15 protein-coding genes and 1 riboswitch are annotated in these 15,563 nt (G+C 50.4%); of the genes, 8 read left to right on the plus strand and 7 right to left on the minus strand.

Annotated elements, in window-relative coordinates:
• Nucleotides 1-918, minus strand: coding sequence for a Ppx/GppA family phosphatase (locus NV375_RS10585; protein WP_258808200.1), 918 nt, complete (start codon nt 916-918; stop codon nt 1-3).
• Nucleotides 918-2,210 (minus strand): ATP-dependent RNA helicase RhlB, encoded by a 1,293-nt coding sequence (gene rhlB, locus NV375_RS10590; protein WP_258808201.1) that lies wholly within the window; start codon nt 2,208-2,210, stop codon nt 918-920. Before rhlB ends, NV375_RS10585 begins: the two co-directional genes overlap by 1 nt.
• A gap of 88 nt (nt 2,211-2,298) precedes the next feature.
• Here rhlB and trxA point away from each other — a divergent pair, with 88 nt between their 5' ends.
• Nucleotides 2,299-2,625, plus strand: coding sequence for a thioredoxin TrxA (trxA, locus tag NV375_RS10595; protein ID WP_126773448.1), 327 nt, complete (start codon nt 2,299-2,301; stop codon nt 2,623-2,625).
• A gap of 223 nt (nt 2,626-2,848) precedes the next feature.
• Nucleotides 2,849-4,114: a transcription termination factor Rho gene (gene rho / locus NV375_RS10600; protein WP_258808202.1), complete on the plus strand. Its 1,266-nt coding sequence runs from the start codon at nt 2,849-2,851 to the stop codon at nt 4,112-4,114.
• 421 nt (nt 4,115-4,535) lie between these two features.
• On the opposite strand, the gene NV375_RS10605 is transcribed toward rho, so the two are convergent.
• On the minus strand, nt 4,536-5,540 hold the full coding sequence (locus NV375_RS10605; RefSeq protein ID WP_258808203.1) for an endonuclease/exonuclease/phosphatase family protein: 1,005 nt from the start codon (nt 5,538-5,540) through the stop codon (nt 4,536-4,538).
• A 119-nt stretch (nt 5,541-5,659) separates the two neighbouring features.
• Here NV375_RS10605 and ubiD point away from each other — a divergent pair, with 119 nt between their 5' ends.
• The 6 genes from ubiD (at nt 5,660) to NV375_RS10635 (ending at nt 12,947) form a co-directional block, all read left to right on the plus strand.
• The gene (gene ubiD / locus NV375_RS10610; protein WP_258808204.1) at nt 5,660-7,147 is read left to right on the plus strand and encodes a 4-hydroxy-3-polyprenylbenzoate decarboxylase; all 1,488 of its coding nucleotides are present in this window, start codon (nt 5,660-5,662) and stop codon (nt 7,145-7,147) included.
• The gene (gene fre / locus NV375_RS10615) at nt 7,144-7,842 is read left to right on the plus strand and encodes an NAD(P)H-flavin reductase (RefSeq protein WP_258808205.1); all 699 of its coding nucleotides are present in this window, start codon (nt 7,144-7,146) and stop codon (nt 7,840-7,842) included. Before ubiD ends, fre begins: the two co-directional genes overlap by 4 nt.
• A gap of 23 nt (nt 7,843-7,865) precedes the next feature.
• Nucleotides 7,866-7,982, plus strand: a riboswitch (TPP riboswitch).
• Nucleotides 7,983-8,042: 60 nt separating this feature from the next.
• Nucleotides 8,043-10,175, plus strand: coding sequence for a TonB-dependent receptor (locus NV375_RS10620; protein WP_258808206.1), 2,133 nt, complete (start codon nt 8,043-8,045; stop codon nt 10,173-10,175).
• A 20-nt stretch (nt 10,176-10,195) separates the two neighbouring features.
• Entirely contained in the window at nt 10,196-10,819 is a 624-nt protein-coding gene (gene pnuC / locus NV375_RS10625; RefSeq protein ID WP_258808207.1) for a nicotinamide riboside transporter PnuC, read from the plus strand.
• Nucleotides 10,801-11,583, plus strand: coding sequence for a phosphotransferase (locus tag NV375_RS10630; protein WP_258808208.1), 783 nt, complete (start codon nt 10,801-10,803; stop codon nt 11,581-11,583). The genes pnuC and NV375_RS10630 overlap by 19 nt, the downstream gene beginning before the upstream one ends.
• A gap of 20 nt (nt 11,584-11,603) precedes the next feature.
• Nucleotides 11,604-12,947: an MFS transporter permease gene (locus NV375_RS10635; protein ID WP_258808209.1), complete on the plus strand. Its 1,344-nt coding sequence runs from the start codon at nt 11,604-11,606 to the stop codon at nt 12,945-12,947.
• A gap of 54 nt (nt 12,948-13,001) precedes the next feature.
• Here the strand turns inward: NV375_RS10635 and NV375_RS10640 are convergent, their stop codons facing one another.
• The 4 genes from NV375_RS10640 to NV375_RS10655 all read right to left on the minus strand — a co-directional run bounded on the left by NV375_RS10640 (nt 13,002) and on the right by NV375_RS10655 (nt 15,454).
• Entirely contained in the window at nt 13,002-13,199 is a 198-nt protein-coding gene (locus NV375_RS10640; RefSeq protein ID WP_126773466.1) for a DUF3185 family protein, read from the minus strand.
• Between the two features lie 113 nt (nt 13,200-13,312).
• Nucleotides 13,313-13,789: a Dps family protein gene (locus NV375_RS10645; protein ID WP_258808210.1), complete on the minus strand. Its 477-nt coding sequence runs from the start codon at nt 13,787-13,789 to the stop codon at nt 13,313-13,315.
• Between the two features lie 118 nt (nt 13,790-13,907).
• Complete coding sequence (locus NV375_RS10650; RefSeq protein ID WP_258808211.1) at nt 13,908-14,834, minus strand: rhodanese-related sulfurtransferase; 927 nt, start codon at nt 14,832-14,834, stop codon at nt 13,908-13,910.
• 74 nt (nt 14,835-14,908) lie between these two features.
• The gene (locus NV375_RS10655; protein WP_258808212.1) at nt 14,909-15,454 is read right to left on the minus strand and encodes a fused DSP-PTPase phosphatase/NAD kinase-like protein; all 546 of its coding nucleotides are present in this window, start codon (nt 15,452-15,454) and stop codon (nt 14,909-14,911) included.
• Nucleotides 15,455-15,563: the final 109 nt, after the last annotated feature.

Genomic DNA, 15,563 nt, shown 5'->3' on the forward strand with positions numbered 1-15,563 from the left:
TTAACGCGCTGCGCCACGCTCAGCGAGCATGGTGTGAACTAAACCTTCACGTAAAGCGCCTTGGGCCAAGTCAACTTGCTTAATGTTAAGTGTTTTGACCAAGGCAACCAAAATAGCAAGGCCGCCGCAGAATACCGCAATACGATCTTCCCGAATACCCAACTCAAGCAAGCGCTGACTATCACCAAGGTCAATGGTCGCTTGCATGGTATCCATAATAAACGCTGCGTCCATGTTCTCAGAGCTTAAGTGGCGCAGTCGGTCTTGCAGCGCGCGGAATGTACCCGACGCACCACATACTGTATCCCAGCCATGAGCTTGATAGGTCTTGGCGAGCGGTGCAATAAGTTCTTCAGCCGCGGCAATTGCGCGAGCAAAACTTTGTGTATCAATCGCGTTGGCGAAAAAACGATTCTGCCAAACCACACACCCCATATCGAGGCTTTTTAACACGTGCGGCTCAGTGCCGATGCCGGCAATGACCTCTGTACTTGCGCCGCCGATATCAAGCACCAACATCGGCTGTTGCACTTGCGCAAGCTCCGCAGTGGCGCCGCGGTAGATAAGACCTGCCTCGGTGGTTCCTGAAATGACATCAATCGGAAAGCCTAGCGCTTGTTCAAACAGCTTGAGCAACTGTTTGCGGTTTTTTGCTAAACGCAATGTCGCTGTTGCGACGCATCGCACCTGTAGCGGTTGGTAACGTTCAATAAGCTCGGCGAAGCCTTGTAAACAAGCAACGCCGCGTTCGAGTGCGGCGTTGTCAACGGTGAGATCGTTTTGTAAGCCATCAGCCAGGCGAACCTTTTGGCGTTGGCGAGTGAGAATGCGATAGCCACGCGAAGTCGCCTTGGCAATCAACATGTGAAAGCTGTTTGAGCCCAAGTCGATTGCCGCAAGGCGCGTGTTAACCTGCATTAGCTGCTACTGCGCTTACCTGAGGGCTTGCCCCCGCGATTGTTGCCACCCCGACGTTGCTGGCTGCCACCTCGGCGACCGCCCCGCGCACGACGTCGACCCGAAGGACGAGGGCTGCGAATATCGGTAAGTAAGGCATCAGGATCATACTTCGTGACCGGAATGGTGTGACCGATGTAATCTTCGATCGCAGGCAAATTGTACACGTACTCTTCGCAGGCAAGATTAATCGCCTTACCACTTGCCCCAGCACGCCCAGTACGACCAATACGATGCACGTAGTCTTCAAAGTCGTCGGGCAAGTCATAATTATAAACATGACTGACTTCGGGGATGTGTAAGCCGCGAGCTGCGACGTCGGTTGCCACAAGAAAATCGAGGGAACCGTCGGTGAATTGCTCAAGGATTTTTAGGCGCTTGCGTTGCGGTACGTCACCTGTCAGTAAACCAACGCGGTGACCATCGGCCGCAAGCCATTGATAAAGCTTTTCACAAACGTGTTTGGTGTTGGCAAAAATAATCGCTTTATCTGGCCAATCTTCTTCGATCAATGTGAGCAGAAGCTTAATTTTATCTTGCTTTGATGGATAAAAAAGTTCTTCCGAGATGCGGATACCTGTTTTTTGCGTCGGTTCCACTTCAACTTTCGTTGGCGAATTCATGTGATCATAAGCAAGTTCTTGCACGCGCTGTGACAGCGTCGCTGAGAACAACATGCTTTGGCGTTCTTTCGCACCCGGCATTTTGTTGAACATGTAACGAATGTCTTTGATAAACCCCAAGTCGAACATACGGTCGGCTTCATCAAGCACCACTACCTCAATTTTGTCGAGCTGGTAGATGCCTTGTTTGCAATAGTCAATCAAACGGCCCGTGGTGCCGATTAAAATATCGACCCCTTCTTCGAGCTTCTGCCGTTGACTTTCGTAACCTTCGCCCCCATAAATGATGCCAAGGCGCATGTCGCAGTGATCCGCTAACAGTTCTGCATCGTTTGCAATCTGAATGGCGAGTTCACGCGTAGGAGCCATAATAATAGCGCGCGGATAACGTTTTTCGCCCTCTCGCGGCTTATTTAGCAAAGTGGTAAAGGTCGCCACAAGGAATGCTAGGGTTTTACCTGTCCCAGTTTGTGCTTGACCAGCGACATCCTGGCCTTTCAAGGCGACAGGTAAGCTCAAAGCTTGAATAGGCGTGCAATATTCAAAGCCCGCCTTGTTTAAAGCAGTTAATACCTGCGGATGCAGGTCGAGATCGGCAAAGCGTGTCTCTGTAAGGTGTGTTTTACTCATAGCCTAAGCATACCAGTTTGCGCTAACATTCAAAAACAGAAATAATAGGGTTTTATTATTTCACGCGAATTCAGCAGCGGAGATTACCATGAGTGATAAAATTGTTCAGCTAAGTGATGATACTTTTGAGGCCGACGTCCTCAATTCAGATAAGCCAGTACTGGTCGACTTTTGGGCCGAATGGTGTGGCCCGTGCAAAATGATTGCACCGATTCTAGACGACATTGCAAACGAGTACGGCGATCGCATCACTATCGGTAAACTGAACGTTGATCATAATAGTCAGACACCACCGAAGTATGGTATCCGCGGTATTCCAACGTTGTTGTTATTTAAGAACGGCGAAGTAGCGGGCACTAAAGTGGGTGCGTTGTCGAAAGCTCAATTGGCTGAGTTTATTGACTCAAACCTATAAGATTGAGTTGCGAAAAATGTTGCCAAACCGCAAGGTTTGGTGACGTTTTCGTGAACTTTAGCCTAAATAAGCAGCAAAAAACTGGACGAATCGCTATTTAGGTGTTACTTTTCACCCATATTTCTTCAGGTTGCCAGCCTTCCGGCAGCCAGATAGCAACCCCGAAAGCTATAAACTAAACGAACCCTTTGTTTTCTTTGGACACTAAAGTCATACCCTTCTTATGAATCTTACAGAATTAAAAAATAAACCAGTAAACGAGCTGGTACAGCTCGCAGAATCCATGGGCCTAGAGGCCATGGCACGTACCCGCAAACAAGACATCATTTTTGCCATTTTGAAAGCTCACGCGAAAAGCGGTGAAGACATTTATGGCGACGGGGTGTTAGAAATCTTGCAAGACGGTTTTGGCTTCTTGCGTTCCGCGGACTCTTCTTACCTTGCCGGGCCTGACGACATTTACGTGTCGCCAAGCCAGATTCGTCGGTTCAACTTGCGCACGGGTGATACCGTCGCCGGCAAAATCCGACCGCCGAAAGAAGGCGAACGTTATTTTGCCCTCCTTAAGATTCGCGAAGTCAACTTCGACAAGCCAGAAAACTCCCGCAACAAAATCCTCTTTGAAAACCTTACCCCACTGCATGCCGACGAACGTCTGCGCATGGAGCGTGGTAATGGCTCAACAGAAGATATCACTGCGCGCGTACTCGACTTAGCCTCACCGATTGGTAAAGGTCAGCGTGGCTTGATCGTAGCGCCACCGAAAGCGGGTAAAACCTTGTTGCTGCAGAACATCGCCCAGTCGATTGCGGCGAACCACCCTGACTGTGTGTTGATGGTGTTGTTGATTGATGAGCGTCCGGAAGAAGTTACCGAGATGCATCGCCTAGTGAAAGGCGAAGTGGTTGCGTCGACCTTCGACGAGCCAGCAAACCGTCACGTGCAAGTTGCTGAAATGGTCATCGAAAAAGCGAAACGCTTGGTTGAGCACAAGAAAGACGTGGTGATTCTACTCGACTCGATTACCCGTTTGGCTCGCGCTTACAACACGGTTATCCCAAGCTCAGGTAAAGTCCTGACCGGTGGTGTCGACGCCAACGCCTTGCACAAACCGAAGCGTTTCTTCGGTGCGGCGCGTAACGTCGAGGAAGGTGGCAGCTTAACGATTATCGCAACGGCGCTTATCGATACCGGCTCGAAAATGGATGAAGTCATCTACGAAGAGTTTAAAGGTACCGGTAACATGGAATTGCACCTGAACCGCAAGATTGCAGAGAAGCGCGTCTTCCCAGCGATCGACTTCAACCGTTCAGGCACCCGTCGTGAAGAGCTTCTTACCTCACCGGAAGAACTCCAGAAAATGTGGATCCTACGCAAAATCGTTCACCCAATGGGCGAAACCGAAGCGATGGAATTCCTCATCGACAAACTTCAAATGACCAAAACCAACGACGAATTCTTCGAGGCCATGAAGCGCCAGAAATCGTAACGGTTGGCTTGCACGGCCGCCCTTGGCTTCGGCGCTTCCACGCGCTCGATTGCTGAGGGACGCCGTGAACCCATCCCTGGGGGCTTGTGTGCCGCATCCCTGCGGCACGCACCCTCAGCCAATCGAGCGCGTGAAATCACCTTCGCCTGCGGGCGGCCATCCAATCCAACACTAACGATTTCTACACCCCTGCTACTCGGGTTGCGACCTCACACTCGGCATTCATCAATAACCCATCTTTTATAGGTTTAGATGTTCCACAATGTTTAGGTTTTAATGCTTATTCGTGCGAAGGGTGCAGATGAGTTCGGGGATCCATTTCCTGAGGTGCGTGCCGCAGGGATGCGGCACACAAGCCCCCAGGGATGGGTTCACAGCGTCCTCAGGAAATGGATCCCCGAATTCGCCAAAAGCCCGAAGCTTAGTCTTGGCGTTTGAGGGCGAGCTCGATCAGTAGTGGGAAGTGGTCGGAGCCGAATTTGGGAAGGCGGCGCATTTTGACCAGCATGAAGTGTTCGCTATGGAACAGGTGATCGAGGGGCCAGCGTAAGAACGGCAGTTGCGCGTGGAACGTGTTGAAAAAGCCGCGGCCCATGCGTGGGTCGAGGAGCCTACTGACGCGCAGGAATTCGCGCGTGGTTGGTGACCAGGCGACGTCGTTGAGATCGCCGGTGACAATGACCGGGCCGCTGTCGTTAGCGGCGCGTTTGGCAACTTGCAAAAGTTCGCGATCGCGAGGCTTCGACTTTTCATTTTCGGTTGGGCTCGGTGGTGCTGGGTGCACACAGCGCAGTTTCACGACCCGCCCATCAGGCATCTGAATATCAGCATGAATCGATGGTACGTTGTCTTCGATAATGTTCTCAATTTGCACATTCTCGAGTGGCCAGACCGAGTAAAGCATCATGCCGTAAAGGTTATTCTGTGGTACGCGTACGACGTGCGGTAAGTCATCCTCAATGTCTGTGAGTTGCTTTTCCCACCAGTCGTCGGTTTCGACCGCGACGATGATGTCAGGGCGCTCGCGGTTGATCATGCGAACCAGCTCGACCGCATTGCGGTTATGTTCGAGTACATTGACCGTCAAAATACGCAAGTGCTCTTCGACCGACTTTTCGTCGTGCTTGCGGTGGTAGCGCGGTACTGTTCGCGCAGCTAGCGGCGTGTATGGAAAAATCCACCAGAGCTGCCAAGCACAGCAGACGACCTGAATACTAACAAGAAACCATGTTGTACTGCTGGCTATTGGTAACCAAATAGCGCTCGCCACGAGCAGCGTGAGCGCAACTGCCGTGAGTTGTAGCCGCGGAAAGTCCCAGAGTCGAATCAACCAGTGCGTACGCTGCGATAAAGGTAGCAGACTGGCCACAGTTAACAGCAAAGTGAAGAGTCCAATCGCAATGACGGCAGGGTTAAATTCGAGCATAAAGGGGTGATCGTCCGTGGCTGATAATGCGTTTAAGCCTAGCGCACTTTCGAGGCGCTGAAAACAGCTAGAAAAACCAGTATACTAGCGGCAATTGAGTCGCGAAAAGGGCGGACGCAGTGAAGTATCAAGATTTGCGTGATTTTATCGCGTTGCTAGAGCAGCGCGGCGAGCTAAAACGAATTCAAATGGAGGTGGATCCGTATTTGGAGATCACCGAAATTTCCGATCGTACGTTGAAAGCGGGTGGCCCAGCGCTGTTATTTGAAAATGTGAAAGGTCACTCGGTGCCGGTACTGGCGAATTTGTTTGGGACGCCTGAACGGGTGGCACTAGGCATGGGCCAAGAGTCGGTTGCAGCGTTACGCGATGTGGGTAAGTTACTCGCGTTTTTGAAAGAGCCGGAGCCGCCGAAAGGCTTTCGCGACGCACTAAATCTGTTACCGATGTACAAGAAAGTTTTGAGCATGTCGCCGAAGCAACTTAAGAAAGCGCCTTGCCAAGAGGTGGTGCTGAGTGGCGATGAGGTTGATTTAACTAAGCTGCCCATTCAGCATTGTTGGCCGGGTGATGTGGCGCCGTTGATCACTTGGGGGCTGACGGTAACCAAAGGGCCGCATAAAGAGCGCCAGAATCTTGGTATTTATCGCCAGCAGTTGCTTGGAAAAAATAAAGTCATTATGCGCTGGTTGTCGCATCGTGGCGGCGCCTTGGATTTTCAAGAATGGCAAAAGCAGCATCCAGGTGAACGCTTTCCAGTCGCCGTGGCACTAGGTGCTGATCCGGCAACGATTCTTGGTGCTGTGACACCAGTGCCAGACACTCTTTCGGAATATGCTTTTGCCGGTTTGTTACGCGATGGAAAAACCGAAGTCGCCAAGTGTGTAAGTAACGACTTACAGGTGCCCGCGCACGCTGAAATCATTCTGGAAGGCTATATTGAACCGGGCGAAATGGCTCCCGAAGGGCCTTATGGCGATCACACCGGTTACTACAATGAAGTGGATGACTTCCCAGTCTTTACGGTGACCCATGTTACGCAGCGCCGTGAGCCTATTTATCACTCGACCTACACGGGGCGGCCACCGGATGAACCGGCGGTGTTGGGTGTCGCCTTGAACGAAGTGTTTGTGCCGCTGTTACAAAAGCAGTTTCCTGAAATTGTGGATTTCTATCTGCCACCAGAGGGCTGTTCTTATCGGGTGGCGGTGGTGACCATGAAAAAGCAATACGCCGGTCATGCCAAGCGCGTGATGATGGGCGTGTGGTCGTTCTTGCGCCAATTTATGTACACCAAATTCGTGATTGTCTGTGATGATGACGTGAACGCGCGTGATTGGAAAGATGTGATTTGGGCGATGACGACGCGCATGGATCCCGCACGTGACACCGTGTTGATTGAGAATACACCGATTGATTACCTTGATTTTGCGTCACCCGTATCGGGGCTGGGTTCGAAAATGGGCATGGACGCGACCAATAAGTGGCCGGGCGAGACCGATCGTGAGTGGGGTGTACCCATCGTCATGGACGAGGCGGTAAAACAGCGCGTCGACGACATGTGGGATGACCTTGGAATTTTGCAACAGGATAAGTCAGTTAAATGAAACAGTTTTCTTGTAAGGTTACAGCGCTAGAAACCCTTTCACCAAACGTCTACCGCGTGCTTTTGGAACTTCCCGAAGCCATTGATTTTGTGGCCGGGCAGTACTTACAAGTGGTGATGGGCGAACGCGATAAGCGACCTTTTTCGATTGCCTCATGCCCGTCGAAAACCCGTGAGCTTGAGTTGCACATTGGTGCCACGCCGGACAACCCTTATGCCATGGAGGTTATCGAGGCCATTCGTGTCGATGGCGAGTTAACAGTGGAAGCACCTTTAGGTGACGCGGGGTATCGCGAAGCAAGTGAGCGCCCACTGATTCTGATCGCTGGCGGTACGGGTTTTTCTTATACTTGGTCGATCTTACAGGCACATTTACGTAGCGGGGCAAAGCGCCCGATCACGCTGTATTGGGGGGGGCGTAAGGCGGCTGACTTGTACTACGACGACAGGCTGAAACAGTTGAGCACTGAACATGAAAACTTTCATTACCGGCCCGTTGTAGAAGAAGCGGGAGCTGATTGGCACGGCGCTATTGGCTTAGTTCCCCATGCCGTATTGGCAGAACAATCTGACTTAAATGAAGCTGACGTTTATGTGGCGGGGCGTTTTGAAATGGTGCGCGTGATTCGTGATGATTTTCACGCACGCGGTTTGCCATTAGAGCAACTTTATGGCGACGCACTAGCCTTCATTTAACCGCGCTGCTATACTTCGCAGCGCAATTTACCAAGGGGTGCCCCTGTAGCGATTCGTCGTGCAGTGGCTGAGATGCAACATGCGAACCCTTTGCACCTGATCCGGTTAATACTGGCGTAGGGATGGTAGCTAACAACCTTAGTCCATTTGAATCCTGCCCGACCGGATTATTTCTGAACCAGACGTTGAGGAAATGATCCATGCAAAAATCTACCCTGGCCGTTGCGGTCTATTTAGGTCTATCAAGTCTCGCGACAACGCCGATGGTGTTCGCACAAGAGAACCAAAGCGACGCACAGAAGTCCGTTGAACGTATCACCATTCAAGGTGAATTCCGCCAGATGACTGTGCAAGAAGCACCAACAAGTGTCACAGCTTTAGTGGCCGAAGAGGTGGCCGAGCGCGGCGCCTTGCACCTCGAGTCAACGCTGAATGCATTTGCCAATGTGAATTTTTCCGGTGGCTCATCGCGTGCACGGTTTATTCAAATCCGTGGTGTCGGTGAACGCAGCCAATTCGTTGATCCTATCCAACCTTCCGTGGGGCTGTTAGTTGACGGCATCAACTACAGCGGGTTAGCGCAAGCGGCACAACTGTTCGATATTAGCCAAATTGAAGTCTACCGTGGCCCGCAAAGCGGCCGCTTCGGTGCTGATGGCATGGCCGGTATGATGGTGTTGGAGAGCACCATGCCGAGTGCGGAAACCAAAGGTGTGTGGCAACTTGGCATGGCCAACTACGACGCGCTTAGTGGTGGCTTTGCCGTAGGGGGCGATCTTGGTGCTTTGGGTAGCGGACGTTTAAGTGTGTTCCAACAGCGTGATGATGGCTTTATCGAGAATACCTATTTAAATCGTGACGATACCAACAAACGCTCTGAGCGCAATTTACGTGCGAATCTCTACAGCGATTTAGGACAAGATTGGCAATTACGTACCACCTTGCATGCCTTACGCCAAGACAATGGTTACGATGCTTTTTCATTAGATAATAATCGCACCACCCTTTCCGATGAGCCCGGTGAAGATGATTTACGCACCCGCGCTGCGCGCCTTGCGCTTACTTATGCCGGATGGCAAGGTGCCGAGGTTGAGCTGGCCTACGCGTTTTTAGGGGCCGAGAGTGTGTATAGTTACGATGAAGATTGGAGTTACGTAGGTATTGCGCCGGGCTGGGAATACAGTTCGTTTGATGCCTATGAACGTGAGCGTGATGATCATACCCTCGAGGCCCGTTTGGTCAGTACGCAGCCGATTCGTGTGTTAGGAAGTGACAGTGACTGGGTGCTCGGCGTTTACCATTACCGCCGCGACGAAGTACTTACCCGTGACTTCTTTAACTGGGATATAGGGCAGCAGGATAGTTTTTCCAGCACCTATGAAAGCCGTCACAATGCGCTGTACGGTGAACTCACGCAGCACTTGTCACCGGAGTGGCGCATTACCACTGGCGCACGAGCTGAGCGTTATGATAACCCTTACACCGACACTAATGGCGTGAACGAGACGCCTGAAGACACCATGTGGGGCGGACGTTTAAGCCTGAGTTACTTACCGGACACCGACGTCTTATGGTACGCCACCGTTGCGCGTGGCTACAAAGCCGGCGGGGTTAATGGTGACGCTTTAGGTAAGGTGCAAGACACCGAGCTCACCGAGTTACGCGAGTATCTGCTGGCGCGCGCAACCTTTGCACCAGAACTTCTAACCAGCCTTGAGGTTGGCCACAAACGCGTTAGTGCCGATGGCCGCCTGAGCATGCAATTAGCTGTTTTCGCGCATCAACGCGATGATGTGCAGCTCAAAGGCTGGGTGAACCGTGACCAAAGCTTTGTTGGTTATTTGCAAAATGCAGCAGAAGGTAAGGCCTATGGTGCCGAGTTTGAAGTAAGTTATCGTCCGCTTGAAGCGCTCGAGCTTTTTACCAATATTGGCTTACTCGAAACGGAAATTGAAGGCTTTGTCACTGAAGATGGTGTTGACATGAGCGGACGCGAACAAGCCCATGCGCCGAACTATCAGGTTAACGCAGGCGTGAATTACCAGCTTGCAGAAGCTTGGCAAATGGGACTTTCGGTCGATGCCAAAGATGGCTTTTACTATTCTGATTCGCACATGAGCGAGGCCGATAGCATGGCGGTAGTGAACGCTTACATTCGCTGGCGCAAGGGACCATGGCGAGTGCGCCTTTGGGCCCGTAATTTGAATGATGAAGATTACGGTATTCGCGGTTTTTACTTTGGTAACGATCCGCGCAAAGAGTACGTCAGTGAAACCTACGAGCAATTCGGTGAACCGCGACGTGTTGGTGTGACACTGAATTACCACTTTTAAGCGCCGTTAAGGACACACATATGACTGATTTTGTGCAGACCATTAGTGAACAAGTTATGGCGACTTCGTGGTTGGAGTGGTCGGCCGTAGTGTTAGCTGTGGCTTATTTGGTATTGGCTGCACATCAGTCATTGTGGTGTTGGTTGGCCGCCGCCATCAGCTGCAGTATTTATACTTATTTGATGTGGCATGCGCAGTTGTATATGGAGACCGTGTTACAGGTGGTTTATGTGCTGCTTGCTGGCTATGGTTGGTGGCAATGGCGCTACGGAGCGGGGCGGTCTGCAGCACAAAAGGTTGCTGAGTTAAGTCTCGCTTGGCATTTGCGTTGGCTGGCGATTTTAGTGTTAGTAGCTAGTGCAGTGGCTTTAGCGTTAGAGTGCTATACAACGGCCGATGCGGTATGGCTCGATAGCTACACCACGGTCTTTTCATTATTTGCGACTTGGCTGCTCACCCGCAAGCAGTTTGCCAATTGGTGGTACTGGCTGATCATCGATACTGTTTATGTTTACCTGTATGCGAGCAAAGGATTTGTGATCACGGGTGCACTTTATTTCGTATACCTTATACTAGTGTTTTATGCGATGTGGCAGTGGCAAACAGCAAGGACGGAACAGCAACAATGCAGCAGCAGTGGCTAGATAGCCTTCCTATACACGGCGTGATCAAAGCAGAGCCCCTCTTGCGCGGGGTGGCGAACAACGTCTACAAAATCACCACAACGAAAAGCAACTATATTCTGAAGCAATTTCGCTTTGATCACCCCTATGGACTGGATCGTGATCAAGAAGTGCTTGTGCAACGTCAGCTGGCCGAGCAGCAACTTGCTCCTGACGTTTTGCATTATGATGCGGCACAAGGATTGGTATTGCAGGCTTACCTTGAAGAGCCGGATCTTGCGCATGCCGATCTATCGATGGCTGACAAACTTCGTGAACTAGCAGATTTAGCTGCGCACATTCACCGCGTCACTATTAAGGCACCGGTGTGGTCCTTGCGTGAGCGTTTGGCACGGTATTGTCAGCAACTCGCAGAATTTGACCGTGAACATGCCAAACAATTTGAACTTCGTTTGCGGAGTTTTCGTAAGTTAATCGATAACTTTGCTTCGCATCCGGTCTTTTGTCATAACGATTTAGGCTTACACCATGTCTTCCTTGCGCCAACGCCACGGGTTATTGACTGGGAATATTCAGGTATGGGAGAGCGTTACTTTGATTTGGCTAACGCCATGGCGGCCAATGAACTGGAGCTACCGCAACGCAGTGCATTTGTGAACGCTTATGAGGCCAGTGCAGGTTTTCAAGTGCATCGTGATACGCTCGAAAACTGGCGCGAGCTGGTCGCCGTAGTGAACCAGCTTTGGTACGAATTACATCATCATCTGCAACGCATTAGCGATTAGGATCTGAATAAGGATAGTTTATGACTGCACGGCAATCACAGGAATTGACAGAGAAGCTCTATGGTTACCTTGCAGAAGATGAAGATGCACGTGTCTGTAAAGACATTCCCGAGTCCGCGTGTAACGACCAGCCGCAAGCCTTTATTGCTCACTTAGTTGCGCTGAGCATGACCAAGCTGGGTGATTCGTTGGTCAGTGCAAGATTAGTTTTACCGTGGATTCTTTCTTCGTTGGGTGCGCCTTCCGCATTTATCAGTGCCTTGGTTCCGTTACGTGAATCACTGGCATTATTGCCCCAACTTATCATTGCCCAACAACTGCGCGAAACGCCGGTGCGTAAGTGGTTTTGGGTTGCTGGGAGTATCGGTCAAGCGCTTGCGCTGGTGGGTATGGTATTTAGTGTGCTGACTTTACGTGAAAGCGTATTGGGCTGGGCTATCGTCATCTTACTCACATTTTTTAGTATTGCGCGGGGTGTTTGCTCAGTATCGATTAAAGATGTACAAGGCAAAACGATTTCAAAAACCCGCCGTGGTCGATTATCCGGATTGGCTGCCTCTGTAGCAGGCTTTTTGTCTGTGATTACTGCTCTAGTGGTGCTGTTTTCACCGACGTTATTCGGGGCCTCTGTCACTGAAGGCAACACACTTATTTTTGCCAGTCTATTGGGTGTGGCGGCGATGTTGTGGCTTGTCGCAGCTATCACTTATGCGCAAGTGCCTGAAGTTCCCGGGGCGACGGAAGGCGGCGGCAATGCACTCATTGAAGCTTTAAAATCCATTCGCTTGTTATGGCAAGACAAACAGTTTGGTAGTTTTGTACTGACCCGTGCTTTACTGGTGTCATCGGCTTTTGCAATTCCTTACATTGTGGTCATGATTCAGCGCAGCGGTGAGGGGAGTTTAACTAGCCTCGGTGGTTTAATGTTGGCGAGCGGTATTGCCGGAATGCTCGCTGGACGTTTCTGGGGGAAGTGGTCGGATTCAGCGAGCCATCATGTTATGGCGGCGGCAGCATTTATCGCTGTGAGTGTAATGGCTGCCGCTCTCGCGATGTTCACCATGGCAAGTGATCTTTTGGCGCAACAATGGCTTGGTGGTTTGCTGATATTTATTGCGGCAGTGGCGCATCATGGTGCTCGTGTTGGGCGCAAAACCTATCTTGTTGATATGGCCACCCAAGATAATCGCGCTGAGTTTACGGCAGTCTCTAATACGGTAATTGGCTTGGTTTTATTACTTGGTATTGTCTTGGGCGCAGTTGACGCGTACGCGGGTGTTGAAGCGGTAATGTTGCTACTGATTGCGCTCGGAATTATTGCGGGTGTGCGCGCTTTAACCTTGCCTAATGTGCAGCAAGATTAAAAAAAGCCAACGCGGTTGAGGCGTTGGCTTAATGACTATCGATCAAGAAGTGGCTTACTTGCCGCGAATCACGCCATACAAACCGACAATAACGGCAATCGCTCCACCAATCAGATACCACATAGCGTTATCTGTTGGTTCACCAGTGACCGCATTCGATAGCTCTGACGCCGGTGAGTTATAAGCCTCGTAGCCGAAGTACAACAAGATAATACCAACCACAAGCAAGATAATTCCGATAACTTTGTTCATGAAACCTTCCTTTAGTTATTTTTGTGTATAGGTACTGCTGAATTCAGCATAGCAAAAACCCAGTGCAATACAATTACACTGAGTTTTCTTTACGTTTATTAAGCATCTACTGATTAGGAACCTAAATAAGAAGTGAGCATCCAAGCGGTTTTTTCCTGCTCTTTAATGTAATCACTCATCAGTGCGGACGTACCTTCATCACCGGCATCGCCAGCGAGCTCGAGCAACTCGCGTTGCAAACGAATAGTAACGCGGTAGCTGTCGAGGATTTCACGTACACAAGCCTTACCGTCGTGAATGTCCTTCGCTTCTTGGATTTCACTGCTCTTAATATAGGTTGAGTAGGCGTGCAGAGGGCGTTGACCTAGTGTTAAAATGCGCTCTGCAATCTCATCGATTTTCAGTAGCAGGTCATTGTAGGTTTCTTCGAACTTGGCGTGTAACTCAAAGAATTCTTGGCCTTTGATGTTCCAGTGGAAGCCCCGCACATTCATGTAGAAGATTTGGTAATTGGCGAGCAAGGTATTCAGCTTTTCGCCAAGTTGCTCGGCGTGATGATGATCTAATCCAATAACATTCAGTTGTTGCATTATGAACTCCTTGTTGGAACGCTTGAAAATAAGTCTAAAAACTTGATCTTATTATTAATTACATAAGGTCAGTATAGACCTTTTCAAGCGCCAACGAGAAGTTGAGTTTAGCGATAGCTTAAATCGATTTTTCCTCAACTTTGCCATCGCGGATGTGTTCTTCACCACGTTGTTTGGCAAGTTGGATTTGCTTTTCACGTTCGGCGAAGCGTTCTTTTTGCTCCGCTGTTGTCTTGTCGAAGCAATGTGGGCAACTGACACCTTTTTGATAGTGCTCTGACTGCTTTTCGGCTTCGGTGATCGGCATGCGGCAAGCGTAGCATTGGTCATAGTCACCCTGCTGCAAGCCATGACGCACCGTGACGCGCTGATCAAAGACAAAACAATCGCCTTGCCAGGTTGAGTCATCTTCTGGCATTTCTTCGAGGTACTTTAGAATACCGCCTTTCAAATGGTAGACGTCATTAAAGCCCAGTGACTTCAAGTAAGCGGTAGACTTTTCGCAGCGGATGCCACCGGTACAAAACATCGCAACTTTCTTATGCTTTTCAGGGTCGAGATGATCCTTTACATAGTCCGGGAATTCGCGAAAAGTTTCGGTCTTTGGGTTAATGGCGCCCTCAAATGTGCCGACTGCATACTCGTAATCGTTACGAGTATCGATCAGTAAAACTTCCGGATCCCGAATCAAGTCGTTCCATTCTTTTGGATCAACGTAGGTACCGACCACATTCTTTGGGTCCACCCAGTCGATGCCCATGGTGACGATTTCCTTTTTCAGCTTCACTTTAGTGCGATAAAAGGCTTGTGTGTCACTGGGGGACTCTTTGTGTTCGATATCGGCGAAAGCGTCTTGAGAACGAATAAAATCGAGGACGTTATCGATACCTTCACGGGTACCACAAATCGTACCATTGATGCCTTCGCGGGCAAGCAAGAGAGTGCCTTTCACTGCGTTCTCGACCATGCAGTCATAGAGCGGCTCGCGAAAGGCTTCAAACTCGTTAAATTCCACAAACTTGTAGAGTGCGGCGCAAATATACATCTGTTACTTCCTTCTTTTGGCGGTTCGGATCGCAAATCCGAGGTCAAAAATTGCGCGCGCATTCTAACATGAAATTAGTCGCTGAGCAGCTCTTCGACGCGCTTGCGTAAACTGGTCATGCCGTAGCGCTCGCCGAGCGCAAGCGCTTCAGCCTTGCTGGCGCCCTGATGCCAAGCTGCGCGCAACGCCATCATGGCCCCAACGCGGTTGCTACTGGCGCAGTGCATGAAAACTGTCTGGTCGTTTGTGTTTTGCAAGGTTTGGTGGAAAATCTGCACGTTTTCTTTGGTCAAGCCATCGGCGCCGGCAATTGGAATGTGGTAGTACGCCATTTGGTTAGCGGTCGTCCATTCGGCTTCGTTGATAGCATTCATTTCAGCATGGCTACGCAGATTAATAACTGCATCCACGCCACTGTTTGCCAACGCGGCGATTCCATTTTTCTTGGGTTGGCCCCCCGCAAGGTGATGTGGCGCTGGTTGCGCGAAGTTGTAGATTTCACTTGCGGTAGCGGAAACGACAACAGCTTCCGGTGCGCTTGGTTGCGGCGTTGTTTCAGTAGCGCAACCGCTGAGACCAATGACTAGAGAAAGAGTGACAACAGTGATGGCTAATTTCATCTCGAATTCCTTCTAAACTTTTGCCCTGTGCGACATTAACTGTCGCGCCAACTTGCTAGCCTACCGCTGCATGTTTGGGTAGGATGAGCCATATGCAAGGAGAGGATAG

This window comes from Pseudidiomarina sp. CB1 (assembly GCF_024752025.1).
Taxonomy (GTDB): domain Bacteria; phylum Pseudomonadota; class Gammaproteobacteria; order Enterobacterales; family Alteromonadaceae; genus Pseudidiomarina.